This window comes from Ruminiclostridium cellobioparum DSM 1351 = ATCC 15832, from assembly GCF_000621505.1.
In the GTDB taxonomy this organism is placed as follows: Bacteria; Bacillota; Clostridia; order Acetivibrionales; family DSM-1351; genus Ruminiclostridium; species Ruminiclostridium cellobioparum.
The window spans coordinates 204103-230236 of record NZ_JHYD01000009.1; the positions used below are offsets into that span (position 1 = coordinate 204103).

General features: G+C 42.1%; 26 protein-coding genes. 8 read left to right on the plus strand and 18 right to left on the minus strand.

The genetic code is table 11. From position 1 onward, the window contains the following. Window positions 1–89 precede the first annotated feature (89 nt). The 8 genes from T344_RS0106580 to T344_RS0106615 all read right to left on the minus strand — a co-directional run bounded on the left by T344_RS0106580 (window position 90) and on the right by T344_RS0106615 (window position 7534). Complete coding sequence (locus tag T344_RS0106580; RefSeq protein WP_027628032.1) at window positions 90–1532, minus strand: DEAD/DEAH box helicase; 1443 nt, start codon at window positions 1530–1532, stop codon at window positions 90–92. A 30-nt stretch (window positions 1533–1562) separates the two neighbouring features. Continuing rightward, window positions 1563–1829, minus strand: a complete 267-nt coding sequence (locus T344_RS0106585; protein ID WP_027628033.1) for a DUF1905 domain-containing protein — start codon at window positions 1827–1829, stop codon at window positions 1563–1565. Window positions 1830–1843: 14 nt separating this feature from the next. Then, window positions 1844–2890 (minus strand): threonine aldolase family protein, encoded by a 1047-nt coding sequence (locus T344_RS0106590; protein WP_027628034.1) that lies wholly within the window; start codon window positions 2888–2890, stop codon window positions 1844–1846. Continuing rightward, window positions 2877–3860 (minus strand): Gfo/Idh/MocA family protein, encoded by a 984-nt coding sequence (locus T344_RS0106595; protein WP_027628035.1) that lies wholly within the window; start codon window positions 3858–3860, stop codon window positions 2877–2879. Before T344_RS0106595 ends, T344_RS0106590 begins: the two co-directional genes overlap by 14 nt. A gap of 18 nt (window positions 3861–3878) precedes the next feature. Further along, complete coding sequence (locus tag T344_RS0106600; protein WP_027628036.1) at window positions 3879–4409, minus strand: flavodoxin domain-containing protein; 531 nt, start codon at window positions 4407–4409, stop codon at window positions 3879–3881. Window positions 4410–4569: 160 nt separating this feature from the next. Further along, a complete protein-coding gene (clcA, locus tag T344_RS0106605) occupies window positions 4570–6162 on the minus strand; it encodes a H(+)/Cl(-) exchange transporter ClcA (RefSeq protein WP_027628037.1) in 1593 nt (530 codons plus the stop codon). Between the two features lie 45 nt (window positions 6163–6207). Then, on the minus strand, window positions 6208–6792 hold the full coding sequence (locus T344_RS0106610; RefSeq protein ID WP_027628038.1) for a TetR/AcrR family transcriptional regulator: 585 nt from the start codon (window positions 6790–6792) through the stop codon (window positions 6208–6210). A 91-nt stretch (window positions 6793–6883) separates the two neighbouring features. Then, window positions 6884–7534: an MBL fold metallo-hydrolase gene (locus T344_RS0106615; RefSeq protein ID WP_027628039.1), complete on the minus strand. Its 651-nt coding sequence runs from the start codon at window positions 7532–7534 to the stop codon at window positions 6884–6886. Between the two features lie 259 nt (window positions 7535–7793). On the opposite strand from T344_RS0106615, the gene T344_RS0106625 reads away from it, so the two are divergent. The 5 genes from T344_RS0106625 to T344_RS0106645 all read left to right on the plus strand — a co-directional run bounded on the left by T344_RS0106625 (window position 7794) and on the right by T344_RS0106645 (window position 11278). After that, window positions 7794–9035: a DNA polymerase Y family protein gene (locus T344_RS0106625; protein WP_027628040.1), complete on the plus strand. Its 1242-nt coding sequence runs from the start codon at window positions 7794–7796 to the stop codon at window positions 9033–9035. Between the two features lie 14 nt (window positions 9036–9049). Then, a complete protein-coding gene (locus T344_RS0106630) occupies window positions 9050–9283 on the plus strand; it encodes a hypothetical protein (RefSeq protein WP_027628041.1) in 234 nt (77 codons plus the stop codon). Next, window positions 9280–9555 (plus strand): hypothetical protein, encoded by a 276-nt coding sequence (locus tag T344_RS0106635; protein ID WP_027628042.1) that lies wholly within the window; start codon window positions 9280–9282, stop codon window positions 9553–9555. The genes T344_RS0106630 and T344_RS0106635 overlap by 4 nt, the downstream gene beginning before the upstream one ends. 127 nt (window positions 9556–9682) lie before the next feature. Further along, on the plus strand, window positions 9683–10201 hold the full coding sequence (locus T344_RS31495; protein WP_051571630.1) for a hypothetical protein: 519 nt from the start codon (window positions 9683–9685) through the stop codon (window positions 10199–10201). 300 nt (window positions 10202–10501) lie between these two features. Continuing rightward, window positions 10502–11278 carry an SOS response-associated peptidase gene (locus T344_RS0106645; RefSeq protein WP_242842031.1) on the plus strand — a complete coding sequence of 259 codons (777 nt, stop codon included), beginning with the start codon at window positions 10502–10504 and terminating at the stop codon, window positions 11276–11278. Window positions 11279–11287: 9 nt separating this feature from the next. Here the strand turns inward: T344_RS0106645 and T344_RS0106650 are convergent, their stop codons facing one another. The 7 genes from T344_RS0106650 to T344_RS0106680 all read right to left on the minus strand — a co-directional run bounded on the left by T344_RS0106650 (window position 11288) and on the right by T344_RS0106680 (window position 17381). After that, a complete protein-coding gene (locus tag T344_RS0106650; RefSeq protein ID WP_027628044.1) occupies window positions 11288–12790 on the minus strand; it encodes an MBL fold metallo-hydrolase in 1503 nt (500 codons plus the stop codon). Window positions 12791–12934: 144 nt separating this feature from the next. Continuing rightward, window positions 12935–13819, minus strand: a complete 885-nt coding sequence (locus T344_RS0106655; RefSeq protein WP_027628045.1) for an SPL family radical SAM protein — start codon at window positions 13817–13819, stop codon at window positions 12935–12937. A gap of 112 nt (window positions 13820–13931) precedes the next feature. Continuing rightward, entirely contained in the window at window positions 13932–14402 is a 471-nt protein-coding gene (locus T344_RS0106660; RefSeq protein WP_084331136.1) for a GyrI-like domain-containing protein, read from the minus strand. Between the two features lie 94 nt (window positions 14403–14496). Further along, window positions 14497–15405 (minus strand): helix-turn-helix transcriptional regulator, encoded by a 909-nt coding sequence (locus T344_RS0106665; RefSeq protein WP_027628047.1) that lies wholly within the window; start codon window positions 15403–15405, stop codon window positions 14497–14499. Between the two features lie 132 nt (window positions 15406–15537). Continuing rightward, entirely contained in the window at window positions 15538–15846 is a 309-nt protein-coding gene (locus T344_RS0106670; RefSeq protein ID WP_004625886.1) for a rhodanese-like domain-containing protein, read from the minus strand. Window positions 15847–15987: 141 nt separating this feature from the next. After that, the gene (locus tag T344_RS0106675) at window positions 15988–16338 is read right to left on the minus strand and encodes a C-GCAxxG-C-C family (seleno)protein (protein WP_027628048.1); all 351 of its coding nucleotides are present in this window, start codon (window positions 16336–16338) and stop codon (window positions 15988–15990) included. 152 nt (window positions 16339–16490) lie between these two features. Continuing rightward, window positions 16491–17381, minus strand: coding sequence for a LysR family transcriptional regulator (locus T344_RS0106680; RefSeq protein WP_027628049.1), 891 nt, complete (start codon window positions 17379–17381; stop codon window positions 16491–16493). Between the two features lie 236 nt (window positions 17382–17617). On the opposite strand from T344_RS0106680, the gene T344_RS0106685 reads away from it, so the two are divergent. The 3 genes from T344_RS0106685 (at window position 17618) to T344_RS0106695 (ending at window position 20076) form a co-directional block, all read left to right on the plus strand. After that, entirely contained in the window at window positions 17618–18625 is a 1008-nt protein-coding gene (locus T344_RS0106685; RefSeq protein ID WP_027628050.1) for a YeiH family protein, read from the plus strand. Window positions 18626–18678: 53 nt separating this feature from the next. Continuing rightward, a complete protein-coding gene (locus T344_RS0106690) occupies window positions 18679–19494 on the plus strand; it encodes a sulfite exporter TauE/SafE family protein (protein ID WP_027628051.1) in 816 nt (271 codons plus the stop codon). 72 nt (window positions 19495–19566) lie between these two features. Continuing rightward, complete coding sequence (locus T344_RS0106695) at window positions 19567–20076, plus strand: flavin reductase family protein (RefSeq protein ID WP_027628052.1); 510 nt, start codon at window positions 19567–19569, stop codon at window positions 20074–20076. Between the two features lie 59 nt (window positions 20077–20135). Here the strand turns inward: T344_RS0106695 and T344_RS0106700 are convergent, their stop codons facing one another. From T344_RS0106700 to T344_RS0106710, 3 genes are all read right to left on the minus strand, one after another. Then, a complete protein-coding gene (locus tag T344_RS0106700; protein WP_242842032.1) occupies window positions 20136–22661 on the minus strand; it encodes an ABC transporter substrate binding protein in 2526 nt (841 codons plus the stop codon). A gap of 266 nt (window positions 22662–22927) precedes the next feature. Then, entirely contained in the window at window positions 22928–24124 is a 1197-nt protein-coding gene (locus T344_RS0106705) for a radical SAM protein (RefSeq protein ID WP_027628054.1), read from the minus strand. Window positions 24125–24169: 45 nt separating this feature from the next. Then, window positions 24170–25627, minus strand: coding sequence for an aryl-sulfate sulfotransferase (locus T344_RS0106710; protein ID WP_027628055.1), 1458 nt, complete (start codon window positions 25625–25627; stop codon window positions 24170–24172). Window positions 25628–26134: the final 507 nt, after the last annotated feature.

The following is a 26134-nucleotide window of genomic DNA, read 5'->3' on the forward strand; positions in this document are numbered from 1 at the left end:
ATAATACAGTTTTCTTTTTGAATAATCTGTCGAAGGATGTCGTTTATCTCTTTTAGTTTTTGTGTAATTTTTAATTAAAAATCTATCATTTATTCTGCCTTGCTGACCTTTCTCAACCTGCCTTTTATGGGGGTTTTCTGGAGCTCTCTGTAGACCAGCTCCCCCTTGCTGTTAAGTATTTCCACAAAGGTGGAAACATCAGCGATATTTATTATTCCTATGTCCTCCGCCGACATGCCTTTAATATTACAAAGCGTTCCCACAATATCCACCGGCCTCATTTTTGTTTTCTTGCCGGCGTTTATATGCAATTTCAATATTTCCTTATTCATTCGTGCACCTTTTGCCTGTTTCAGGACAGGGGCGGAAATCATTTTCTCGGTAAATCGTTCTTTTAAGCTGTTTACCGTCTCGGGAGAGGGTCTTTCTCCCGCTGGTATTTCCTTGCCCGTATATTGTTCTATTGCAGCCATATACTTTTCGTCATTATGCGTAGCAAAAGTGATTGCCTTGCCGGTACTGTCGACGCGTCCGGTTCTCCCCACCCTGTGCACGTAGTCTTCACTGTCAAGGGGAACATCGTAGTTGATTACCAGTGATATCTTATCTATGTCTATTCCTCTGGCTGCTACGTCGGTTGCAACCAGATATCTGAACCGGCCCTGCTTGAATTCATTCATCACTTTGAGCCTGTCCCTCTGTTCCATCCCGCCGTGGATTTTCTCACAGGTATATTTGAGCTTTTCAAGTTCATGCTGCAGCGCATCTACCATTTGTTTCGTGTTGCAGAAAATTATGCAGCTCTCAGGATTTTCAACAATTGTAATATCCCTGAGCAATCCCAATTTATCCTTCGCCTCAACACGGTATTGTTCCTGAAGTATCCTTCGGGCAATTGTGCTCTGTTCTTCAATTTCAATGAGCTCCGGAGCATTCATATACCTGCCGCATAACTCTTTTATGGTCCCCGGCATGGTAGCCGACAGCAATACAGTCAGCCTATCCCCGGGCAATCGGGCTATTATATCCTCAATTTGCTCAATAAACCCCATGTTCAGCATTTCATCAGCTTCATCAATAACCAGATATTTTATATTCGAAGTTTCCAGGGTGGCTCTGTCCAGATGATCTATCAAACGCCCGGGAGTACCCACCACAATGTGAGCTTTTTGCCTAAGCTCCTTTTCCTGATTATAAAAAGATGACTTGCCGTATACAGCCGGCACTTTAAGCCTCTTGAATCTGCCGATATTAAATATATCCTCCTTTACCTGTATAGCCAGTTCCCTGGTTGGAGTAATCACCAGAGCCTGCGGTTTATTTTCGGCCCACTCCACCATATGGCATACCGGAATTGCAAAAGAGGCGGTCTTTCCGCTTCCCGTACGGGATTTCACTATTATATCCCTTTTGTTCAGCAAAGCAGGGATAACTTTCTGCTGAACAGCTGTGGGACTTTTATAATCAAGCATTTCAATTGCTTTTATGATATCACCGCTTAAATGAAAATCACTGAAACCAAACTCCGTCATTTATTCAACTCTTTCTTTATCTTTATGCTGTCATTGTCTTTCCCGGATTGTTACCTTTATTGTATCACCGGGCTGTTTTCCGATTTTCGCCCTGATTTCCTTCCTGATACCTATAATATGGCAGGGTGTTTTCATCCTCACCAGACTGCCCTCATAGGGCTCACCATCAAAGGAAGCCATTACCTTCACTCTGCCTTTCCCAAACTCCTGTCTTACATCATAGGGAAATTCTATATATGCACCGTCAATGTCAGGTACTTTTTTTATTTCGGCTTCAAACTCATATATTTTGCTCATGAGATGCATCCCTCCTATGCTACAGATCGGTATTTATCAATTTCTTCAATCAACTGCCGTACAGCGTCAGGTTCCGTTGCCCAGCTTGTACAAAACCTGACCGCGCTGGCATCAGCACTAACCTTTTCCCAAAATGAATATTCAAACTTTTCTTTTAATTTCGAAAGAATTTCATCCGGTATTATGGGAAACTGCTGATTTGTGGTGGATTCCACCAAAAAGCCGTAGCCGTTTCTTTTGAAGGCAGCTTTTATAAGCAGGGCCATTCTATTGGCATGGCTTGCCATCTCAAAGTACAAATCCTTCTCAAACAGAGCGGCAAACTGCACTCCAAGCAATCTTCCCTTGGCAAGCATCCCGCCCTTCTGCTTTATAATATATCTGAAATCCCTCTTGATTTTGTCGCTGCACAAAACCACTGCCTCTCCAAATAGTGCACCTATTTTGGTCCCGCCTATATAAAAAGCGTCGCACAACCGGGCCAAAGCAGGCAGATCCAGATCATTGTCCTCTGCGCAAAGGGCATAGCCCAAACGCGCTCCGTCCACATAGAGAAACAGATCATTCTTTCTGCAGACTTCACTTATACCGGACAGCTCGGCTCTGCTGTATATGGTGCCAATTTCGGTGGGATTCGAAATATATACCAGCTTAGGCTGCACTATGTGCTCCCTGGTCTCGTCGTTAACATGGGCCTCATAACAATCCTGAACTGCCTGAGCGGTCAGCTTGCCGTCAACTGCCGGAAGTGCGAGCACCTTGTGTCCGTTGGCCTCTATGGCCCCTGTCTCATGGGTATTTATATGTCCTGTATGGGCCGAAATAACACCCTGATGCGGCCTTAAAGCCGCAGTTATCACCGTCAGGTTTGTCTGGGTACCTCCCACCAGGAAATGTACATCTATATCGTCCCGGCCGCATTTGCTTTTGATCAGCTGTGCGGCTCGGGCACAATAGGGGTCGGCACCGTAGCCTGCAGTCTGCTCCATATTTGTTTCAACAAGCTTCTCCAGCACCTTCGGATGTGCACCTTCACTGTAGTCACAATTAAATCGCAGCATTCGAGCCTCCAAGTCCCCACTGGTTCATCAATTCATCAAATACTTCAGCACAGGCAATGGTATCTCTATGCGGTATTATTTCGCTTTCGATCTTATTGCTTATGAATAAATCTCTGAAATGGTTTATCTGAAATATAAAGCCGTCATCAAAATCTTCTGCAAAGCTTTCCACCAGTTTATTCTCATTATCGTACAGTTCACACTTTCTTGAACCTAAAAAATCATATACTATGATATTCCCCTCTGTTCCGCATATCCTTGCATCCCTGTTGGCAGCCGCCGTGACACCGCAGCTCAGCGAAGCAAGCGCACCGCTTTCAAAACTCATATTTATTACGGCAAAATCGTCGACGCCCGTTTTGCTGAAGGTTGCCATACCGCTGACCTTCGAAGGATTTTCACCAAGTATTCCGGTGGTGAATTCAATTGGATAAACCCCGGCATCATACAAGCTGCCGCCTGCAAGCCTGGGATTGTAGAGCCGGCTTTCAGGATTAAATGGCATATTGAAGCAAAAAGATGCACTGACCAGTTTAACTTCCCCTATTTTGCCTGATTCCACCCATTCCCTGGCTTTTCTGAAAGCGGGAATAAACCGGGTCCACATGGCCTCCATCAGAAGTACGTTTTTTTCTTTGGAAAGCCGTGACAGTTCTTCTGCATCTTTTTTATTAAGTACAAAAGGCTTTTCGCAGATAACGGCCTTTTTGCTATTAAGGCATTCCTTTACTATTTCATAGTGAAAATTATGTGTCAATGCAACGTAAACAACGTCAACCTCTTCATCTGCTATAAGTTCACTGTAGCTGCCATAGGCTTTTTTTGAACCGAATTTTTCTGCGAAGGCCTTTGACCTTGACATGTCACGGGATGCTACAGCTGCCAGTTCAACTCCCCCGGCAGTATTGAGCACTTTTGCAAACCTGGCAGCTATGCCGCCTAAACCAATTATTCCGAATCTAACCTGCATTATGTATTCCTCCTGTAATTAAGAATTTATATATGCTAAAAGCTCTTCTGTGCTCTTTTTACCTGTGAAGTCAACAGGCCTGTCATATGCTGCCAGCATGCCGATTTCATCGGGCTCAAGCTTTGTTTTCTTTTTTTTGGCCTTTATCTTCAATTTCAGCATATTCATAAGTAACTTATCGGCAAAATTTAATTTTGAGTAATCAAAACCGCCCCTTAAATAAAAAAATCCTATTTGTTTCTGCTGTTCCGCGGTAAAATTCATATCCCTTACTTTATCAATGTCTTCCTTTCTCGGGGGAGTTGCGCCTGTGGCAAAGACAGCGATCCTTTTACCTTTGAGCCGTTCCAGATTGCCGGTAATCAGTTTTACACCGTTTATTCCGACGGCATACAAGCCTCCGCCATAGACAATTTTGTCGTATGCCTCAAGCTTATGGACAGTGACCCCGGAAGATTCAAAAATATCTGCTTTCAATTCCTCTGCAATCCATTCCGCATATTGTTTTGCAAAACCGGTTTTTGACCTGTAGACTACAATAGTCTTCATTAAATTTTCTCCTCAATCTTTATGGGTTAAGTTAACTTTAATATTAGTCCGTAATTTAATCTATTGTCATTTGTCATAATATTATCAGTTCTAATATACATTATAAATTTATTTCATAAGTATTGACAGACTTTTTGTTCAATATTTGCTTTTTTTACCGCTATTTTTGTACCTCACAGCTTCCGCAAAGTTTTGCAAAAGAATCATTGATTTTAGCTGCCCTGTCATCATTGGTCAACACAATCAAATAATCCCCCGCACAAAGTACGGTGTCACCGTTAGGGATTATTTCCCGCTCTCCTCGCCGGACTGCTACCATAAGACAGTGTGAAGGCAGTTTTATATCCCTGACCTGTTTGCCGTCCACCATTGATCCCATGCAAACTGCGAATTCAAGAATTGATTTATGCTTTTTATCACCCACAGCCGCATCATTGTTGCCCTGCTTTTGCAATATTCTTTCCAGCAGGGATTCATAAATAGGCTTCGATCCCAGCAAATCAGCGACAATATATGCTGTTACAGATACTATCGCCAGGGATAACAGGTGATTAAAGGAACCTGTCATTTCAGTTATTAATATGATACCCGTTATAGGTGCTCTGACAACAGCTGTAAAATACCCTGCCATGGCCAGTACTATAAAACTGTTTATATAATTGCTGTCCATATTGAACAGGTTTACCATCGCTAAACCATAAATACCGCCAATCAAAGCCCCGATGGAAAGCAGCGGCAGAAATATTCCTCCCGGAGCACCCGAGCCATAGCTTATCATGGTAAACAAAAATTTAACCAGTAAAAGTACAAACAAAAAGGCCAGTGGGAATTCGCCCCCCGTCAGCAGCCCGACTATCAGATCATGCCCTCCGCCAAGAACCTGGGGCAATATAAAGCCCAAAACAACAGAAATCACCAAAGGTATTATAACCCATAATTCTTTTGGTATGATATTAAGCTTTGAATATAAAAGCTGAGTCTTTAAAATGGACTTGTTGAATAAAACTCCAAGTACTCCTATTAAAGCTCCAAGCACGACTATATATAAATAGGACTTAAGCGGCAGCACCGACAAGCTCTGGAGATTGAAAACCGGCTTTAATCCGAAAAAACCGCTGGAAATATAGTCGGCCGACAGGGCTGCGGCAAGTGAGGACAACAAAACCAGGGGAGAAAAATTCTTGTGAACCTCCTCCAGCGCGAACATAACACCCGCCAAAGGGGCATTGAAGGCTGCCGCCAGGCCCGCACTTGCACCACTGGTTATGAGATACTTTTCCTCCAGCTTCACCCTTTTAAGCATTTTGCCGAGCCCCTGTCCTGCTGCCGCTCCCAGCTGGACCGAAGGACCCTCCCGCCCAAGTGACAGGCCTGAGCCTATGGCTAAAATACCTCCGAAAAATTTCACAACAATCACTTTCCACCAGTTCATTTTAAGTTTTCTCAGCAGCACTCCTTCCACCTGCGGAATACCGCTGCCGCCCGCCATTGGCTCATACTTTGTGAGTTTGCCTAAAATAACGCCTATAATTAATAAAACTCCAAGCCAAACCGGTATGAATTGCGGTCTTACGGACAAAGTACCATATATTCCCTGCAATAATACCATGGCTCTTTCAAGAGCAAACCGGTATAATACTACCAAGAGTCCGGCTAAAATTCCAACTGCTATCCCTTCGAAAACAAGTTTCAATCTGAAACTATGCCAGTGAAACAGAGTGTTGTATGTATTATGTCTGTTAATTGTTTCCATAAAGCTTAATTTGCCTCCATTAATGTTTTTCCGATTTTACAAAATTTAAATAAGCTCGTATCTATGCAGGATATCCTTCACGAGAATTTCTGTATTTCCAATATCGAGACCTAAAATTATCTGTATCATGAAACCATCAAGTAAAGCCACAAAATTTCTGGCTTTAAGCTCCGGGTTCGATGCTCCCGCTTCTTTAAATAAAAGTTCCAGATCAATGTAAAGTTCATTATAAACAGTTGAAATGTCAATTGAAAGAATACGCTGCATCCCGGTATTGGAAAGAATCTGGAGTATCAACATACAACCCTCTTTTTTTGCATTGTAAACTTTAATCATTTCAAATATTATGGCTTTTAATTTTTCCAGAGGGGTTAAGGTCATAGAGTGAAGCACATTTGAGGTTGCAAGCTTGATTTCCCGGAACTCTTTCATAAAAGCATTTATAAACAGATTTTCTTTTGTTTGAAAATACCAGAATATAATGCCCTGGCTTATTCCCAGTTCTTTTGCTATATCAGAAACTTTTACGCCATTATAGCCTTTTTCGGAAAATTTCTTTATTGCAGCCCGTAATATATCCTCTTTCCTGGACTGGGTCAGAATCTCATTCTTTTCTTTATTCCGTGGCAATTTAGAGCCTTCTTCCTTTTGTTTTATATATTGACTGACAGCTCAATCAATTATACTGCAAAAATTAAATGTACTCAATAATTAAATGTAATCAGACATCAATTTCTTTTAAAATTATATCGATAACTTCCCTTCCAAGAACAGTATTATGTCCCGAAACACAAGTGTCAAAATCCATCTTCTTATATTTCAAAAGAGTATTAATGAATACTTCCTTCCCTGTCTCAACCGACGGAACAATTTCCTCCATGGTATCACCTATGTTGTCACCGGTATTAATTACTCCTTCTTCCTCGTCAAGTACACTTATGCAGTCAACCGTATGCCCCGGTGTATAAAAAATTTTGATTTTGTCGTCAGGGAAATATATAGTATCTTCAAAGGTCAGGTTCGGAAGACACTTTTGAACCTCCCCTCTAACAAATTGTTTTCGCTTTTCCAGCATTTCATCCCACTTTTCCGAAATGATTTTTCTGCATAGCCGATGAGATATGATTGTACAGTTTTCAAGCGAACCGTTTCCCCAGATATGGTCCCAATGATAATGGGTATTAACTGCAATAACCGGATTGCGATTATTTCCCAGATATTCTATAACAGGAGAAATACTCAGGGAACCCAATCCTGTATCAATGATGTAGTTGTATTTATTTCCCACAATCAAGTGAAGATTTAAATCCCAGTCTGCAATATTATATTTGAATACGATATTTCTTTTTTTTACTTTTATAATCTCCATCATACACCTCTCTCAATATCATAGTTATTCAGTATTCATTCAGAATCCATACCCATTTTCCCCTGCATGGTCCGCTTCTTTCTTCCATATTACCCCATATACTGCTGCATATCAATGATTTCTGTGATGATTTTTGTGCCGTTTCTACATCCATTATTTCCACATAAGCTATATAATTTCTAATTTTTTCATTTGTAAAAATCATATTGCCGGCATATAATATAACCGAACACACGTTCGATTATATTATTTAGGTGGCCTTATGGAAAGAGTAATTTTGCATTCAGATTTAAACAACTTCTATGCCAGTGTTGAATGCCTGCATCAACCTGAGCTGCAAGGCAAACCTGTCGCTGTGGGAGGCAGTGTTGAACGCCGGCACGGAATCATTCTGGCCAGGAACACCATAGCCAAAAACTTCGGCATCAAAACCGGCGAGGCCATCTGGCAGGCCAGGCAGAGATGCCCCGGCTTAATTGTCACTCCTCCCGATTATGGCAAATACATCAGATTTTCAAAGCTTGCCAGGGAGATATACCGGGATTATACCGACAAAATCGAGGCTTTCGGCATTGATGAAAACTGGCTGGATGTCACTGATTCAACCCGCCTTTTCGGAGACGGCGAACATATCGCCCATGAAATACGCAGGCGTATGCGTGCCGAAACCGGTATCACAGTGTCGGTGGGTGTATCCTGGAACAAGATATTCGCAAAGCTGGGAAGCGACTTAAAGAAGCCCGATGATGTTTCAGTCATCAGTCCTGATAACTATAAACAAAGGGTTTGGCCTCTCCCCGCAAAAGAACTTTTATACGTGGGTCCCTCCACCCGGCGAAAGCTTGCAAAAATCGGACTCTACACCATAGGTGATATCGCAGCGGTTTCGCCTGCTGTTTTGACCGGTCTGCTGGGTAAATGGGGCGAATATCTCTGGAGTTTTGCCAATGGCCTCGACACCACCCCTGTGTCAATTCTGGGGACTGAGAGCATGATCAAAGGTATCGGCAACAGTATGACCACTCCCCGTGATCTGGAAAACAATGAAGATGCCAAAATGCTGTTTTACATACTCTCCGAAAGTGTTGCCGAAAGACTCCGCAGTCACTGCCTTAAGGGCAGGACAGTACAGATACACGTGCGTGACAGGGACCTGGTGACCATAGACAGGCAGGCCCCGTTGAACACCCCCACCTTTGTCAGCAGTGAGATAGCAGAAAAAGCTTTTGAAATATTCCTGAAAAACTGGACCTGGAATAAACCCATACGTTCCATAGGCGTAAGAGTTACCGATCTTGTAATACCGGATGGCTGCACCCAGTTAAGTTTATTTGATGATGACAACAGAAAGCTGAAAAAAGAACTGCTGGAAAAATGCATTGATGATATAAGAAGCCGTTACGGACATTACTCAACTCAAAGAGCCCTGATGTTAAAGGATAAGAAGCTTAATGCCAATCCCATGGAAGAAAATGTTATTTTTCCTGTATCCTATTTCAGATAGAAAGGAGAGAGCTCATGCGCAAGGTTTATATAGATGTTATGTCAACTTTTACAATGGATGGTGAGCTTCTTCCCCTGTTCTTTTTGTGGGAGGATGGAACACGCTATGATATAGACAAGGTGTTGGATTTTCAGAAAGCCGCCAGTCTGAGGGTGGGCGGCCAGGGAATAAGATTCAGATGCAGAGTAATGAACAAGGAGGTATATATTTTTCTTGAGGAAGACAAATGGTTCATGGAGGGCAAATGACTGTGCACAGGCGGGTATATCTTAATGTTACGGCTCTCAGACGCAGCAGCACAGGGGAATTGATCCCCTATTCCCTGGAATGGGAAGGCCGTATTTATAAAATAAGCAAGGTTCTGGACAGCAGGAACGGAAAAAGCTTTAAGCAAAAAGTAAACGCACAGAGGTTTAATTGTATATGTGAAGGAACAAAGCTCCAGCTGTTTTTTGAGGATGGCGGCTTTAGGAATCAAAGATTTTATATTGAGGTAGAAGATAATTGTATCTGTGAATGATCTCTCAATATAATACCTGAGCATAACACGTGATTGGTGCATTACATTATCAATATTCTTTATGTAACCGTATTTTAAATATTGCCATATTATGTATTAAAAGCTTACGTATAAGGAGTAGATTTTAATGTCGGATCAATATGACGAATATGATGGATATGACAGATATGAAGGGTATGAGGATTATGATTATTATGAGGATGACTTCAGACCTGACGGAACACCGGCGCCCATGATGCCTTCTCAGGGTCAGCCTCCTTTCGGACCCTCCCAGGGTCAGCCACCTTTTGGCCCTCCCCAGGGTCAGCCACCCTTTGGCCCTCCTCAGGGTCAGCCACCCTTTGGCCCTCCCCAGGGTCAGCCTGGTTTATTGCCATATTCACCGGGACCGCATAATTTCGGACAATTTGCACCAAATATGCGTCCACCGAGCTTTATCCCCCGGAGACCCGGTTTTTTACCCGGCCCGGTCAGACAATGCCGGAACAGATTTGCATATATATGGCTGAATAACGGGAGAAACTTCTGGGCCTGGATTTCAAGCGTCACTCCCCGTGTAGTTTACGGCTACAGATGGAATGGCCGCAGATGGGTTTACTTTGAAGTTTTTACTTTCAATATCGTCACCTTTGTATGCATCAGATAAGTTTAGGAGGCATAGTGATGGAAGGGATTTTACAGACCCTTCCTTACATAAATATCTCAAATATTATATAATGAACTATATACATTAAATAACTATATTAAAAAACAATATTAAAGCTACATTACCCTCTATTGACAATGTACAATACGTTTTTGAGTGGTTAATTTGCCCTGCGGCTGCGTTGAAGCCGCTTGCAAGGCACAAAGCCTTACTGCACGCCTTTGCCTTGCCGCAAGCCAAATTATTTCACTCAAAAATCACCGACCTCGCGCTGAGATATTTTGGCAAATTTCGAGGAGGATGGACGCAGCCTTGCTGACGCAAGGCAAGGACGACGACAAAGAAAAGTGGCAAAATAGCCGGCGTGAGGCGTGTTATACATTGTCAATAGAGGGTAAAGAAAGCAAACGGCTTAAAAATAACAAATGCCAGATTTCTGTTTACAGGAGGATCAAAATGTGCGGACGATATGTTGTATTTACAGAGGAAGAAAATGAGGAACTGATAGAAATTCTTAGCGGCATAGACCAGCGGTATAAAAATGAAGCCCGGCAGGTGAAAACCGGTGAAATCTTCCCTACCGATACCGCACCGGTTATTACCGGTGGTCCCGATAATTCAAGGAACCTGCACCTTTTTAAATGGGGCTTTCCCAACTATACGAAATCCAGCGCTGTTATCATAAATGCAAGGTGCGAAACTCTCAATGAAAAGCCCACCTTTCGCAAGCTGCTTGCCACGGGTAGATGCCTTATACCTGCAAGCGGCTTTTACGAATGGAAAGCTGCCGACGGCCGGGCCGGAAAAAAGGACAAATACCTCATACGTGCTTCCGCTTCAAACCTCATGTATTTTGCAGGCTTGTACGGCAGCTTTTCAGATAGGACAGGCATCCTCTCAACACGCTTTGTCATAATAACCACCGGCGCAAACCGGCAGATGTCGAGCATACATAACAGAATGCCGGTCATTCTTGACAAACCTGGGGCAATGGCCTGGATCAGCCCGTCCTGCACACCGGAGGACAGTCTTCTCAGGCCGTACGGCGGTGAACTGAACATCGGCAGGGTGGGATAGAATTGTCTTTTATATTGTTACTCTTTCTGTACCGGGCATGTTAACAAGCTTGCGATTGGATATTATGGAAAGCGGACCATGCCCGCCGCAAATTATACATGGTTTTTGTATGCTTTCACCTATTTCTTCGGCAAGGCTGGTTATCTGCTTTCTCATTTGGGTAGCTTTTACCGAATCTGAATTGACACTTCTCATCAGGTATGGTGCCAGAGAGTTAAACTCGGCACGTTCGGGGCTGAAACCGCTTATGTTGACCAGAATATCTCCTGTAAAAGCTACTCCGAATTTTCTGCAGACAAAAACCATTTCGCCGTAAACATGACCTCCGCTGCCCTCATATACTTCAAATTCCAGATCTCCCACCGAAAAACTCCCTATATGCAGCAGTTCTTCGTGTTCTTCGGGGGTATCTCCGTCATCCAGGATTTTAAAATTATGTGTTTCGGAAGGTATATAGCCTGAAATTATACGGCTCAGTTTGCTGTAGCCAAGTCCGATGTCATTATGTTCCCTGTAATCCGGAACACCTTCATACTGACGCCTTAAATTGTCGGCACTCTTCCTGTTCAAACATATTCCGGCATTCTCAAGTTTGGACAGCATACCGCAGTGGTCTACATCGGCATGGGAAATATAAACCCTCTTAATTCTTTTTTCCCAATCTTCAAAGAGCCTGCTGAAAATTTCAAACATTTCCCCGGAATATATTGTGTAGCCGGTGTCCACAAGTACCAATTCGTCCTCCGTTTCCATAACATAAGTATTGCTGCCGCAGGGGGGCTGGATATTGTATAGCGTTACCAACGGGCTTATTTGTATCCTTTCAATGTCGGCATTAAAATTGCTGCCCCGATGCCGGCTAATAAAATTTGCAAACCGCCTTATATAGTCAAAAACCTTTTTTGGATTCTCCCCTTTTTCCTGAAGCACCTGCCAGATGCGGTTGGATTCGGATATAAACTCCATTGTCGTTTCAGTGCTCAGATGCATTAGTTTTTGCATCTCATTTGCCAGGCGGATGTAGAAAATCGTGTTGTCAAGGCTGTTTTCAGAGTCATCGTAATCCGTAATATCTATTTGATATACTTCACTGATATCCTCAAGCAGCATCTTTATTACCTTTGGATTTTCTATGAGCAGTCCCATCTTGAAATTCTGGAACCCGGTATTGTTTGAGCTGGAATTAATGTATGAAATATTTATGCCGTATCTGTCCAGTATCCTCAGAATAGGCAGTGCAGAACCTGGCTTGTCGGGTATCTTGATATTTACAACTACAACTCTGGTTTCCGAAATCTTTTCATTCAGGTAGCCAATATTTGCCAACTCCTCCGCTATTTTGGCCAGGTCGTGCTCCTGAGCTTCAACATCAATAAAGAGCGTATGAAGGTCAACAGCTTTATTATAGCTTACGCGGACAATATTTCCGTTATGGTTTGCTATTATTTTCGAGGCCAGCATAAATGCTCCTGTTTTATCCGGCATATTTGTAACATAAGTTTTTCTTGGCATATTAGCCTCCATGAGCCGCTTAGCAGCCACAAAACTGTAATGAAATTTGTTCACGTATTATCCTTGTATTTATGCCGTCAGTATTATTGCTGAAACAGCCTTTTTTATAATATCATATGTAACCCCGTATGGTAAGGTACTCGTTCACAACAAACTCAGCTGCCTGTCATAATAGCCCTTTTTGTACGCTGTAATAATATCCTCCATTTTATATAAAATCCCATACCGGCGGCACTCCTCCTTAAATACGGCTTTTAACTGTTTTGCCTTTGGTGAGTGGCATCCGTAGGAATCCCCGAATTCTTTGATATATAATTCCTTCTTTTTGGGAAACAGTTCATCAATTTTGGAATAAAACCACTCTCTTTGATTCATTCTCAGTGTCACTCCAAAGGCGGGATAAATAAATCTGGCACCGTTCTCATGGGCAAGCCTGACTATCCCTGTGATATTCTCTTCGGTGTCTTCTATAAATGGCAATATGGGCATCATTAAAATTCCTGCAAAAATCCCGCTGCCGCTGAGTTTTTTAATTGCAGCAAACCGTCTGGAGGACACTGGAGCATTGGGCTCCACCTTTTCAGCCAGCCCGTCGTCACAGCTTGTAACGGTTATTTTAACAAGCACCGGCGAATGCTTTTGTATCTTTTGCAATATATCAATATCCCTGGCTGCAAGATCGCTCTTTGTTGCAATGGAAATTCCGAAGCCGAATTGATTGATTATTTCCAGTGCTCCCCTTGTAAGCTCAAGCTGCTCTTCAAAAGGATTATAGGGGTCACTCATGGCACCCGTTCCTATAACTCCTTTTTTACGTTTGGATTTTAAATCGCGATATATTAAATTAAGAGCATTTTCCTTCACCCTCACCTCATCGAAACTGTCAATACGGTAGCAGTCGCTTCGGCTGTCGCAGTAAATACACCCATGATTGCAGCCCTTATATATATTCATGTTATAGTTGTTGCCAAACCAGTTATTATTCTCGGCATAACCTGAAATTATGGTTTTTGCTGGTATATACTCCATTTAAATCAACCTGTCTCCTCTACGTTTATAAAATCCATTGACCATCCCCGCCAAACAGGTAGCAGGAAGATTTCCGGTCTGCCGGTCGTCTTCCTGCTCTGCTGCCGTACGGCTATTCATTTAATGCAATATAAATATGTATTTCCTGGTGATCCATATCGCCCGAATTGTTCTGGTATTCTTCAAAGTCACAGCTGTATTTCCTGTCAAGCTGCATGCTCCAAAGGTTTGTCCAAAATTCCCCCACTGCCCTCTGAACATGTCCCTTCACGGTAAATTTCGCGTAGGTTCCGGCAGGGATAGTCTTTGTAACCATTTTCCCCGGCAGCTCTCCGGCCTCGCTGATTTCACAGCAGGCTAAAAAGTTATAGGATTTTGTGAAATCACCCTCATAGTCGGTATAAAGACCTATGCTCTTGGAATTTACCTTATTCTTAATCGCATGATAACCATCATTCTTCAAAAATTCCTCCCAAACCCTTCCGATATCGGACATGGCCCGGCCATTTTCATTGGTGGTTCTCACCAACAGACCCGCTACTGTCATTTCGCACAATTTTACTGTTTCATAATTCATATTCATTGCCTGCACTCCTTTTATATATTTTAATAAAAGGATAGCAGCCTTTATATGACATCACTGTGTCATATTTGAATAAAAACACTGAACTTTCATATTACAGCTGATGGGCATACTGCTTTAGTGTTTGTTCCAGCCTGTCGATTATAATATTCCTGACATACTCGGGCTCAATGACTTTTGCCGCATTCCCGAAGGACAAAATATAGCCGTACACCCAATCGCTCTCAGGATAGGAGGCTGCCACCTCAAAGCTCCCGTCAGGGTTTTGCCTTATACAGTTTTCATTAAATTCATCATATACACGGTAGGCAACAGACTTATCCAGATGCAGTTTAAAATTTACCGTTCTGAAGTTTTCATCCCGGCGGGCATCAAAGGAACTTTCCCTGTCGGGTCTTTTTTGAAAGGAAATGTCGGTAACCCGGACTTCCTTCATCCTTGTAAGTTTAAATATCCTGAAATCCTCTTTGGACAGGCAATAGCTTTTCAAATACCAGGTTTTATCCTTGAACCAGAGCTGAATGGGCTCAACCTTCCTGCTGCTGCTTAACCCGTATGAGCTTGAATAATCAAAACTTATTACCCTTTTATTGATTATGGCTGTCTTGATCAGATTAAATTTATTCCTGTTAGTTTCACCCCAATGTGAAAAATCCACATCAATCCAGTTATAGTCTTCCTTGTTAAAAAGAAGTCCCAATTTTGCTATCACATTATCCACTTCCGGATAGTGTACCGCGTTGAGGCCCTGAAGCGCAGCCAGAATTTCATTTTGTTCGTTGTCCGACAACAAGGACTTATTCAGTACAAAATTATCCAGAAGACTAATCCCTCCGCCCTTGCCCTTGCTCATATATATTGGGATACCTGCTTGGGAAAGCACATCGATGTCCCTGTAAATGGTTCGCACCGATACCTCAAAGCGCTCTGCCAATTCTTTCGCGGTTATTATTTTTTTATCCAGCAAAATGTACACAATTTCAAATAACCTGTTAATCTGCATAAGGCCCTCCATATTAATAATTATATCATCAGAACCTGACAGCTGCATGTCATATTTATATTGACGCAAAAAAACAGTATTCACAAAAAGTGAATACTAAGATTGTCTTAAATATTTATTTTCCGGTAACAGTTATTTACCGTTTACTGTCTCATATGGCCAGTCTTCAATACCTCCAAGGTCATATACCTTTGTATATCCCATAAGCGTGAGAACTTCCGCTGCTATGGCACTTTTGCCGCCGGTTGTGCAATAGACAAAAACAGCAGCATTTTTATCGGTAAGTTTAGCCGGTGCATCCTTATCAATACCTTCAACCGGAATCAGAATACTGTTCGGAAGGCGCTTCTCATTGTATTCCTCTTCAGTCCGTACATCCAGCAAAATGATCTTTTCGCCTTTATCAAGCCGTGCTTTAGCTTCCTCAGGTTTTATTTCCATTGCTTAACTCCTTTGTTGACCGGTTTGTACCCCTGCCGCATTTTTACTTTCCGTCAGGAACGAAACTTTTCCCCTGCGTACCGCAAACAGTATTTATAATGCCCAAAAGAGCTATATTAACAACTAATATTTTTTTCATGTTCAGCCCAATATTTCTAAAAACTCAGAGCTTTTTTCAACACAGCCGACACAGGAGAGCTTTTTAAGGCCTCTGATATTCCTGCACTCCAATGCTCCCGCATGCTCAAGGAAGTGTTTTTCCAATTCTTCAAGTCTGGAAGGGTCTTTTTCATCCAGGATATACCTGACAGCGTAATAAGCGCCGCATAAGCCGCCGGGAGCTCTTCCTCCCCCGTAACCTTTAAAAGTATCCACCATAGACTCATCTATGTCAAAATCTTCTTTGAAAGCGCTCAATACAGCCTGTGCACAATTCATTCTGGAGCATCCGCTCTGGCCAGTATAATTATTTTTTGCTTTGACAGCCGACATATAAAATACCTCCGGTATATTAATTTTAATACCTTAAACATATTTGTATTCACTTACACATTATAAATTGAATACGTAACATTTGTCAATCGTTATATTCAAATATTACAATATATAATATGCATTATTTAATATTTTGTTACCACTTTATTTTATTTATTTTTACCGGTCAGAAATTCAATAAACTCCCGGATAAAATCATTCTGTACATCATCCTGATATATGATGTTAAATTCTCTGATAATTTTAACACCTTTAATTGGTATTATTTTTAATGTTCCCGCCTCTGTTTCCTGCCTGACAGCCTCCCTGGAGATCACCGTGTACCCCAGATCGGCCCCGACCAGAGATTTAATTGCCCCTATACTGCCCACCTCCATGTATACTTTTACTTCCTCAAGACTTATGCCAAGCTCCAGCAGCTTGTTTTCAAATATTATTCTGGTTCCGGAGCCCTTCTCCCGCATTATCAGCTTTCCGCCGGTAATTATATCGGCAAGCTCCACCTCCCCATTCCTAGCAAGCTCACTCAGGGGCGATACAGCTAAAACCAGTTCGTCATCCTTTAATTTTTTATATTTGAACCTGGTCTTGTCAAAAGGACCTTCCACGATTCCAACATCAAATTGTCCGAAACTTAACCTTTTTATGATTTCTTCCAGATTATAAACATGCAATATAATATCAATGTTTTCATACAGCCGTTTGTGCTCTCCAAGCAGTCCGGGCAGGACAAATTCTCCGATAGTCAGCGTCGCTCCTATATCATACCGTTTGACAACTGCAGATTTATTTATCAGCGCCCTCTGAAATTTCAATGAATTTGCTTCCAGTTCCTTTGCATACTTTAACAGCATTTCGCCTTCTTCAGTCAATATTATCTGTCTTCCTTTTTTCTTTATAAGCTGTACGCAGTAATACTCCTCCAGCTGCTTGATGTGCTGGGTAACGGCCGGCTGGGTCATGTTCAGAATTTCAGCCGTCCGTGTATAATTCCTGAGTCTTGCAACACTTATAAAAGTGAGAAGTTTGGAATCAAACATGTTAACCTCCCAAGCCATGTTATGGCTTTGAGCCGCAGCGCGGTCACAAAAATAATGAAATTTGTCCACTGCAATCATAAATTATTTTTATATATTTATAATAAATCATAATTTGTAATTATAGTACATAACCACTAAAATATCTATAGAAAATATTTTGCATTGGAAAGCATAAATATTTTTGTGTGCCGGCCGGTATAATAAATTTGACAATGAAAGGCAGAGTGGAACTCAAAATGATCTGGTTAAGAAGAAACATCGCAGGAATTTTACTTTCGTTATCGCTTGCAATTGCGGCGTCATGGCTTGGGAGATTGTTTCCTGTGGTAGGCGGACCTGTATTTGGGATAGTTTTAGGAATTTTGATCAGCAACTTCGTTGGCAAACCGGAATGGGCAAAATCAGGTGTAAAATTCACCTCAAAAAAAGTTCTTCAATACGCAATAATTTTGCTGGGTGCAGGATTAAGCCTGACCCAGGTTTGGAAAACAGGTATGGAATCTCTGTATATAATGCTTGCTACGCTTTCTATTGCGTTTATAACGGCGTATGCTTTTGGAAAGCTGCTGAAGATACCGTATAATCTTACTACTCTGATCGGCGTTGGAACGGCAATATGCGGAGGCTCGGCAATTGCCGCAGTTTCGCCGGTAATAGAAGCAGAGGAAAAAGAAGTTGCCTATTCCATATCAACCATATTCTTTTTTAATATTGTAGCAGTACTGATATTTCCTCCGCTTGGGCATTTGATCGGCTTTTCGGATAAAGCTTTCGGTTTGTGGGCCGGCACCGCTGTAAATGATACCTCCTCGGTAGTTGCAGCCGGCTATGCTTTCAGCAGCATGGCGGGAGAATATGCCACAATAGTCAAGCTGACCCGGACCACCATGATAATTCCGGTTTCCCTAATATTTGCCGCTGTTACAATGCTGAAAAAAAGAAATGCTGCAAAAACAGAAGGGATGGTTAACTACAGCTTCAGGCAGATTTTTCCCTGGTTTATTGTCGGGTTTCTTGCCACTTCGCTTTTGAATACACTTTCTGTAATTACTCCTTCAAAGGCGGCCCACCTGTCCTCAGCCGGCAAATTTATGATTGTCATGGCATTATCGGCAGTGGGGCTCAGTGCAGATTTCAAGGAGATGCTGAAAACCGGTTTCAAGCCTTTGCTGCTGGGCTTGCTGGTGTGGATGGCCGTTTCGGCCGCCAGCATAGGTGTACAGCTTATTACGGGACAAATGTAAATTGGTTTTCTGAAATATTTACAAAGTATTAAAGTATATAAAAGGGGTTTTATATGTATCAATTATTTTGGCTAATACCTTTGGGATTTATGGTAGGGACATTCGGCACGCTGATTGGGGCAGGCGGAGGCTTTATACTTGTACCTGTCATGCTGCTCCTCTACCCGGATAAGAGTCCTGAAACCATCACCGCCATATCTCTGGCAGTCGTATTTTTTAATTCACTGTCGGGCTCTGTAGCTTATGCCCGGATGAAAAAAATTGACTACAAATCCGGCATTATTTTTTCAATAGCAACCTTACCCGGATCGATTTTAGGTTCTCTTGCCACCTCTCTCATACCCCGGAATATTTTCAACCTGATCTTCGGAGTGATATTGTTAATAGGGTCTGTTTACCTCTTTATAAAACCTCAGAGCAAGAACCGGGACAGAAAGTCTGCAAAAGGCGATGTAATCCGGTCTGTCACTGATATTGACGGAGTGGTTCATACCTTTTCCTACAATCCCGTACTTGGGATTGTGATAAGTGTACTGGTGGGATTTCTCTCAAGCCTTTTAGGTATTGGCGGAGGTATCATCCACGTTCCGGTCATGATTCAGGTGCTTAATTTCCCGGTACATCTTGCCACTGCCACCTCCCATTTTGTTTTGGCCTCCATGTCCTTTTCCGGAAGTATGGTTCATTTGGCAACAGGGGTATTATCGAGCGGACTCATTCAAACAGCGGGCCTTTCCATAGGTGTATTATTTGGTGCACAGCTGGGTGCCCGCCTTTCAAAGAGACTTAAAGGCGGATGGATTGTGAGGAGCCTTGCTCTGGCACTTGGAATTGCCGGTATCAGGATTTTAATCATGGTATTTATTTAGTACTGGAATTTCTTTGAATCCTGTATTAGTATTATAATTAGTATAATATAAATAGTTAAAAGGAGTTTTTATATGAATAAATTTATTGAAATCAGTCCTGAGAAATTTGATCAGAGCCCATTTCGGATTATAGGTCATGACTGGATGCTTGTGACTGCCAAAAAAGCGGATAAAGTCAATACCATGACTGCCTCCTGGGGAGGTCTCGGCGTGATGTGGGCTAAAAATGTATCTTTCATAGTTATTCGACCGCAGCGTTTTACCAAGGAGTTTATTGACAGCTCGGAGCAGTTTTCCCTCTCTTTCCTGGACGGAAGCTTTAAAAAGCAGTTGGGATACCTTGGTACGGTTTCGGGCAGGGACGAGGATAAGATCGGCAAAACGGAATTGACAGTTTCTTATGACAATGGTGTTCCCTATTTTGACGAGGCAAAAACCGTTATTATATGCAAAAAGCTGTATGCCCAGGAATACAAGCCGGAATGCTTTATTGATACCGAGCTTGACTCCAAATTCTATCCCGATTCCGACCATCATACACTCTATATTTCAGAAGTTCAAAAAATACTTGTACGCGAATAAGCATAAGTCCCATATCGTGAAGCATTTTTCAGCTGCCGGTATGGGACTTTTCCAATAATCTAGTTCAAGCCCTTTAAAAGCTTCTCAACCTCTTTCTTGGGCAAAGGCCTGGAAAAAAGATATCCCTGGATTTTATCACATTCATATTTTTTAAGGTATTCCAATTGATCGTTATGTTCCACACCCTCTGCAATGACCGATATTCCCATTGACCGTCCCATTTTTATAATATGCTGGGTAATGGTTTTATTCTCCTGGATTAATGAAACATTGTCAATGAAGGTTTTATCAATTTTTAATGTGGTTATTGGAAGCTGCTTCAGGTAACTCAGCGATGAGTAACCCTTTCCAAAATCATCAAGGGCAATTCCTATTCCCTTTTCCCTTAATTTCAGCAATTTATCATATACCACCTCAAAAGATTCAATAAGCACTGTCTCGGTTATTTCCAGTTCGATTGAGCTCGGGTCAAGTTTAAAGTAATCAATAATTTTAAGTACTTTAGTATTGAAATCAGACTGGAATATTTGAAGAGTTGAGATATTGACCGACATTTTCATATCGGTCAAACCCTGCTTGTGCAAATGGCTGAGAAAATCACAGGCCTGTATCAGGACCCATTCACCCAATTGAATTATCAGGTGGGTATCCTCAGCAACCTTTATGAACTTCATGGGGGAGACAAGTCCCAGTTCGGGACTTCTCCACCTTAGGAGAGCCTCAAGTCCGGTAACCTTATTGGTATTGAGATCAAACTGCGGCTGGTAAAAAAGTTCGAATTCGTTGTTATCCATTGCAGTATGCAGGTGTTTTTCAATATTCATCCTTTCGGTAAAATCCTTATTCATGATTTTGTCATATAGCACATACCTGTTCTTTCCGCTTTCCTTGGCCTTATACATGGCGATATCCGCGGATTTTATGAGCTCCTCTATATTATTTCCGTGTTTGGGGTATATCGCTATTCCGATGCTGAAACTGATATGAAGTCCTATATTCTTGACAAAGAAATTCTCCTTAAAACTGTACAGAATATCTGCAGTCAGCTGTTCGGCTCTATCCTGCCCGGTCTCTTCCGCAAGGATTATAAATTCGTCCCCGCCCAGCCTGTACAGAGTGCTTTTTTCCAACAGATCCAGGGACAGTCTGTCACTTGCAGCCTTGATCAGCAGGTCGCCAAATTCATGTCCCATTGTATCATTTATATATTTGAAGTTGTCCATATCAATAAAAAGCAAGGCGGCTTTTTTATTATTTCCTTTATGTAATATCCTGTCAGCATCTTCGAACAGCGAACGCCTGTTGGGCAGACCTGTCAAAACATCGTGAAGTGCAAGATATGTATATTTTTCTTCGCTTTCAGCCAGGTTTCTCTGTATCTCTGAAATCTCATGAAGCTGATTCTTTAATTCATCATCTGTCGCCACCAGTTCCTCATAGGTTTGGGTTAATTCCTCGTTGCTTATATGCAGTTCCTTTCGGATCCTTCTTATTTTCTTAATATAAATCAAAAGAATCATGACGAATAAAATCAGAAATATGAACACTGCCGCCACAGCCAGTACCAGAAGCCTGTAAGTTTCAAAAAATGAAAATGGCTTGTTGAATATTTCGGTATCCGAAGGCAGCTTATCCCGGGAAATATTAAACCTTTTCATCTGGTTGTAATCAAAAACCTTTCTGGTTGCCTTTGGCGAATAAATAGCTATATTATCGGCACTTTCCCCTTCCAGAATCCTCAAAGCCAGTTCGGCGGCATAATTACCGTATAATCTTCCGCTCAGCATATTACCGCCGAAAGCACCATTGTTCAGGCCGAAATCATACAGATGATACGTCGGTACGGCGCTGTATTTGCTCACTTCCCTGCATGCCAGGTTAAAATCTATTATGGAGCCGGTGCCATCACCGTAATAAGTGGCAAACAGCAGCATGCTCTTATTATCCAGCCTGCCTACTGTATCGATAACGGTGCTGAAACTCATATTATTCATTGGAATGATTTTTATTTCCGGATTCATTTGTTTCACTTTCTCCAATATTATCTTGGATGTGGTGACTCCGCTTTCGGAATTATCAACCATAAGATATAAATTTTCTATATCCGGATTGATTTTCCTGGCCATACGGATTGTATCGGTAGGATCTATTTCTTCCATGACACCTGTCAAATTTTCATATTTCCCCTGAATCTGGGATATTTTCTCCTGATTAACTCCCGAAAAGACAATTGGAGCATTGGAAAAAAGATCTGCCCTGTTTTCCAGTGCAAAAGTGAGAGCAGCATCATCCGTGGTAATTATCAAGTCCAGCTTTTTATCGGAATATTTATATTTTAAATAATTGTACAGTGAATCAAGATTATTCTGATAGGGATAGTTCTTCCAATCCATGTACTCGACGAATATAGCACAATTATTGTTTGATTTGGTGATATTTTCGATGATACCCGCATTTTGCTCGCTGGTCCATTGAAGGCCTTCACTGTACGAATGAATTATCAGAATATTTTTTTGCTTTTCAATACTAAATGCAGAAGCAGTAAATGACAATGATAGAACTAAGGAAAATGTAAATACTGCCAATAAAATTCTACTCCAATTTTTTAGCATCATGAAAATACCTCAGTCAATAAAAAATAAATTCTTATAATTCCGGTAACAGTATTACATTTTAGAAAAATACTTATAATAATTTATATTATACCATAATTTTCTTATTTTCAACATATTTGTAAGCCTTAAAGTTGTACTCATGTACCTGTATAATCAGCATAAACCCTCAAATGCAACTAAGGTTTTGAGAAACACATATCCGAATCCCAAAACCTTAGTTTATAATTTTAAAATATTTATTTTATACCTGAGCCCGGCCAGGTGCCGTCTTCTATCTGAAATATGTCATGTACGGGAAATCTTGCGGGTGCCCCGTTAAACACTTCCTCAAAGGTACGTCCGTATTTCCTCAGAATTTCAGCATGTTTCAGCTGTACCTCCCAATGCCAGTCAATGGTAGGAGAACAGTGTCCTTCCAGCGGTGAGCCCGCATAAGGGACCCAACTGGAGGCTATGGTTACCACACCTTTGGAAGCCAGATACTCAAAGCCTTCATATAAAACCTCCCTGGGCTGCAAGCCGCATACAAAATTGCTTCTGACCTTACCTTTTCCAAAAACCTCTACGGCATACTCTATGGCTTTTATCCAATTGTCATAGCCGCCGCAGGCCTCCACCTTTCCGGGACATACGATCTCAAAGTAGTCCTTGCCCCATACTTCGGTATTAAAGGCTATTGTGCTGAAACCCGCCTCCTTGTATTTTTCGATTACTGAAAAATCCAGCGGTGCTCCTATACAGGCCGTACCGTTGAAGGTATCTTTCCCCAGGGCTTCCTTTATGCTTTCTGCCACATCCAGATAGTACTCCAGTTCCCGGCGTTCGGGTATAAAGCCTCCGGTAATGGTTACATGCTTGTAGCCTTCATCATATGCAGCTTTCACCGTCTCACCTATCTGCCGGGGATACTTCCAGACCGGACCGTCGGGACCGTCCTCGTACTTCTTCTTTGCGTTGAAGGTACAAAACAGGCAGGTCTGCCCCTTATCCTTTACAGCACACTCCTCGCTGTAACAGACAACTATGCTCTTATCGGAACTGCTGACCGAACGGTCCTGGGCAATATCCTTCATATTTGCCCCATCTTTTGTTTTTCCGGAATAAAATCCGGGATCTTCTTCAAAACTTATATCTGACAGATAGTTGCCTCTGTAATCAATTCCAAACACTCCTTTCCGCTCTACTATAGCGTAGGGTGAATTGGGGTCTGCCAGAGGGAATACTCCAAAACCATTTTTTAAATGAATTGCATGAGGAAAATAATGATGTTTTTTAGTTTCTGAAAATTTACCCGGTCCACAGAATTCTACCGTTTTTATTTCCTTTTTTTCTGTGAGCTTTTTCAGGACATCCTCATTAAAGCTGACACCTTCAATACCCAAGGCTATTTTCAGTTTCAGTTCTTTATACAGTTGTTCCTTCAGATTACTCATAATCCCTGCCTCCTTTTATATAATTAAATAATTTGTCTTGCAATATCAGGAATTTCTTTCAGTATCGGAAAGAACACAGAATGCGGCCTTATCCGCTTCTTCCGCCCATTCCTCCTTTTCGGCCCCGGCTAATTCAGTTACATTTGTTTTGTCATAAACCGGTGAACCGGGTACTCTGAACTTCGATATATCAAGCTTATCGATGCTGATTTCCTCAGGAACGGCAAGTTGGGGAACCCAATCATAGGGAGCACGGTAAGCACGGTAAACCATGTTCATTGACGGGGCAAAACCTCCAAAATACGGATTTATGTATTCCCAGACTATTTCGTGTCCGGCAGTGACCTCAATAAGTCTCCCATTGGAGCCTTCGGTTATCAACGTGTTTCCGTTGGGCAGTCTCTGAGCACTGCTTATAAACGGGCTGTAAAATTTATAGGAATCCAGAGGATTTACCAGGCCTGCTTCAGCAGGAGTATACTGCCAGACAATTTCAAGAGTAACTGGATTGAATTCCAGTACCCTGGAATAATCCCTTTTGGCATTCATGCGGCCGGTGGGAGAAGTCGGATTAGGAGTTCCGTAGCCACCCCAGCCTCCGTTATCAAAAACAAGTAAATTACCTTCTCCGGGCAGACCTCCTGGAATCATATGCAGATGATGCTGACCGATTATCCACCCCAGTTTTATCAATTCTTTTGAAGCATTGAAATCAGGACCTAAACGCCATACGATTTCGCCTGTCTCCTTGCTTGTTATGGCAAGTATGTTGGCTTCTCTGGAATCCCATATGATGTTGTCAGGGTGAAATCTCACGTCACCGCTGTCATACCACCTGTTCTCCCCCAGTGTAGATGCCGAATTGATGTGCAGCCAGTCTCCCATGCCTCCGCCTGCAGGACGCATATTGGGATCCCTTGCCAGAATGTTTTTGGCTGCCTCGTCAAAGCCCATTTCCCCAAAATGTTCATTTGCATTCCACTGCCAGATAATTTCACCCTCCCAGGTAACTTCAATTATCTTGTCATCCAGCAGAAGTTTGTCGGATATTTTGGGATTATGAACATTTTCATGTACAAGGATCAATGTGTTGCCTCTATCTGTCAACGGAAGGCTTCCGGGTGCATAATACCCCACCGTCGACCCCTCCCTCTGAAAATCGTGATGCTGTCTGGCCATCCATTTTGGTTTTTCACCCGGATCCTCAATATACTCCAGCCTGTCAAACCTCCAAACCACATTGCCGTCCCAATCCACCTGCAATAAATCCACCTGGTCCTGCATTCCGTATTTTGGATTTCTGGTACCCGAGGAGCCAAATACCTGCCCTCCCGGCAATAATTTGTTGGGAAAGCCCTGCAGTCCCTTCCACAGCTTTAGTTCCCTGCCGTTCATATCAATCAGCAGGGCTCCTTCTCGTGTGGGTAAAACTGTATATCCGCCGTATGCCTTATCCCTGTTGTAAATTGTCGTTCCTGTAGGTATTACACTTGGAAATCCCATATTAACCTCCCAAGCCATGTATGGCTTTAAGCCACATTTGTGGCCACAAAATGTAATGAAAACTTATATCCTTTATCGCAATGTGGCGAATAAAGGAAGTTAATTGGCCATGTGCGCTTTCAAAGTATTGCTAAAATACTTTGAATATTTCGCACGGCCATAAATTCACAGGTTAGTTTTGTAAGGCGAACGCAAGTGAAGTCTTTCAAGTTAACCTCCATTTCGCCGGTACCGCCGGCGACACAAATAGTAATGAAAAGTGGTGTGCGGTCCCACCCTCATGGTATATATAAGTTGAGGAAGAAGATATACTACAAAGCACGACGAGGTGAGTTGTAGACTGCTCTTCTCAGCTTAAATCAGTAAGCTAACCAGTGTAAGAATCGCCTTTCAAGCACAAATAAGTGGTTCTATAAGTCCGCACGCTAATCATTGCTTTAGCTTCTCGTTAAATGTGTGGTGGTTCAGTCAATGTCTTCCTCCTATTAATTTCAAAGGAGGTTATAT

Coding starts and splice junctions, on each gene's coding strand:
- T344_RS0106580 (WP_027628032.1), bottom strand. CDS start 1,532: ATGACGGAGTTTGGTTTCAGTGATTTTCATTTAAGCGGTGATATCATA.
- T344_RS0106585 (WP_027628033.1), bottom strand. CDS start 1,829: ATGAGCAAAATATATGAGTTTGAAGCCGAAATAAAAAAAGTACCTGAC.
- T344_RS0106590 (WP_027628034.1), bottom strand. CDS start 2,890: ATGCTGCGATTTAATTGTGACTACAGTGAAGGTGCACATCCGAAGGTG.
- T344_RS0106595 (WP_027628035.1), bottom strand. CDS start 3,860: ATGCAGGTTAGATTCGGAATAATTGGTTTAGGCGGCATAGCTGCCAGG.
- T344_RS0106600 (WP_027628036.1), bottom strand. CDS start 4,409: ATGAAGACTATTGTAGTCTACAGGTCAAAAACCGGTTTTGCAAAACAA.
- clcA (WP_027628037.1), bottom strand. CDS start 6,162: ATGGAAACAATTAACAGACATAATACATACAACACTCTGTTTCACTGG.
- T344_RS0106615 (WP_027628039.1), bottom strand. CDS start 7,534: ATGATGGAGATTATAAAAGTAAAAAAAAGAAATATCGTATTCAAATAT.
- T344_RS0106625 (WP_027628040.1), top strand. CDS start 7,794: ATGGAAAGAGTAATTTTGCATTCAGATTTAAACAACTTCTATGCCAGT.
- T344_RS0106630 (WP_027628041.1), top strand. CDS start 9,050: ATGCGCAAGGTTTATATAGATGTTATGTCAACTTTTACAATGGATGGT.
- T344_RS0106635 (WP_027628042.1), top strand. CDS start 9,280: ATGACTGTGCACAGGCGGGTATATCTTAATGTTACGGCTCTCAGACGC.
- T344_RS31495 (WP_051571630.1), top strand. CDS start 9,683: ATGTCGGATCAATATGACGAATATGATGGATATGACAGATATGAAGGG.
- T344_RS0106645 (WP_242842031.1), top strand. CDS start 10,502: ATGGACGCAGCCTTGCTGACGCAAGGCAAGGACGACGACAAAGAAAAG.
- T344_RS0106650 (WP_027628044.1), bottom strand. CDS start 12,790: ATGCCAAGAAAAACTTATGTTACAAATATGCCGGATAAAACAGGAGCA.
- T344_RS0106655 (WP_027628045.1), bottom strand. CDS start 13,819: ATGGAGTATATACCAGCAAAAACCATAATTTCAGGTTATGCCGAGAAT.
- T344_RS0106660 (WP_084331136.1), bottom strand. CDS start 14,402: ATGAATATGAATTATGAAACAGTAAAATTGTGCGAAATGACAGTAGCG.
- T344_RS0106665 (WP_027628047.1), bottom strand. CDS start 15,405: ATGCAGATTAACAGGTTATTTGAAATTGTGTACATTTTGCTGGATAAA.
- T344_RS0106670 (WP_004625886.1), bottom strand. CDS start 15,846: ATGGAAATAAAACCTGAGGAAGCTAAAGCACGGCTTGATAAAGGCGAA.
- T344_RS0106675 (WP_027628048.1), bottom strand. CDS start 16,338: ATGTCGGCTGTCAAAGCAAAAAATAATTATACTGGCCAGAGCGGATGC.
- T344_RS0106680 (WP_027628049.1), bottom strand. CDS start 17,381: ATGTTTGATTCCAAACTTCTCACTTTTATAAGTGTTGCAAGACTCAGG.
- T344_RS0106685 (WP_027628050.1), top strand. CDS start 17,618: ATGATCTGGTTAAGAAGAAACATCGCAGGAATTTTACTTTCGTTATCG.
- T344_RS0106690 (WP_027628051.1), top strand. CDS start 18,679: ATGTATCAATTATTTTGGCTAATACCTTTGGGATTTATGGTAGGGACA.
- T344_RS0106695 (WP_027628052.1), top strand. CDS start 19,567: ATGAATAAATTTATTGAAATCAGTCCTGAGAAATTTGATCAGAGCCCA.
- T344_RS0106705 (WP_027628054.1), bottom strand. CDS start 24,124: ATGAGTAATCTGAAGGAACAACTGTATAAAGAACTGAAACTGAAAATA.
- T344_RS0106710 (WP_027628055.1), bottom strand. CDS start 25,627: ATGGGATTTCCAAGTGTAATACCTACAGGAACGACAATTTACAACAGG.